This is a genomic window from Ruminococcus sp. B05 (assembly GCF_003628495.1).
Lineage (GTDB): Bacteria > Bacillota > Clostridia > Lachnospirales > Lachnospiraceae > Schaedlerella > Schaedlerella hominis.
Genome location: NZ_RBZR01000065.1, coordinates 1 through 1,034, shown reverse-complemented (window position 1 = coordinate 1,034; position 1,034 = coordinate 1). Strand labels below are relative to the sequence as shown.

Sequence of the window (1,034 nt, the reverse complement as noted above, 5' to 3'; positions counted from 1 at the left end):
ATACAACAGTAATATATGCTGTGTATTAATATATTTATAAGGAGGAACAAACTAATGAAATATGTATGTGACGTTTGCGGATGGGAATATGATGAAGAGGAAGGTTATCCAGAAGGTGGTATTGCACCAGGAACAAAGTGGGAGGACGTTCCAGAAGATTTTGAATGCCCATTATGTGATGTTGGAAAAGATCAGTTTTCAGAAGTTGAATAAAATTCTGATTATTTAAATACGGATAGATAAACAAAAACCCTGGTGCGTGTGAGCAACAGGGTTTTTTATTGCGATAGTTTGTGATGATATCACAGAAAATGATTTACCTTTTGCTTATAATGTAACTACAAACAAAGTAAGGAGGTAGTCTAAATGAGATTAAAAGATAAAGTTGCAATCATTACGGGTGGAAGCCGTGGTATAGGATTTGCTACAGCTGATAAATTCTTGAAGGAAGGTGCTTCAGTTGTGTTGGCAGCAAGTTCACAGGAATCGGCAGATGTTGCTGTAGATAAATTAAAAGAAAAATATCCCAATGCAATAGTTGCTGGAATTAGTCCAAATCTGGCAAGCATGGAGTCTGTCAGAAAGGCTTTTAAAGAGGCAACTGAAAAATATGGATGTGTCGACATACTGGTAAATAATGCAGGGATTTCAGAAAACACCTCATTTATGGATTATACAGAGGAGACTTTTGATAAAGTCATGGATCTAAATGTAAAAGGAGTATTTAATACTACTCGTGTAGCAGCAGAATGTATGGTGGCAAGAGGCAAGGGGGTCATTCTCTCAACTTCTTCCATGGTGAGTATTTCGGGACAGCCAAGTGGGTTTGCTTATCCGGCATCGAAGTTTGCGGTAAACGGATTGACTGTATCATTAGCAAGAGAACTAGGACCTAAAGGTATTCGTGTTAATGCTGTTGCACCTGGGATTACAGAAACTGATATGATGAAGGCCGTGCCAAAGGAAGTTATCGAACCTATGATTGAAAGAATTCCATTGCGTCGTCTTGGACAGCCAGAAGATATTGCCAATGC

General features: G+C 38.5%; 2 protein-coding genes. Both read left to right on the top strand.

Going from position 1 to position 1,034, the window contains the following annotated elements; genetic code table 11:
- Positions 1-54 precede the first annotated feature (54 nt).
- A complete protein-coding gene (locus tag D8Q48_RS16990) occupies positions 55-213 on the top strand; it encodes a rubredoxin (RefSeq protein WP_121057319.1) in 159 nt (52 codons plus the stop codon).
- A 153-nt stretch (positions 214-366) separates the two neighbouring features.
- On the top strand, positions 367-1,034 hold a 668-nt coding region (locus tag D8Q48_RS16985), incomplete at its 3' end, for a glucose 1-dehydrogenase (RefSeq protein WP_121057394.1).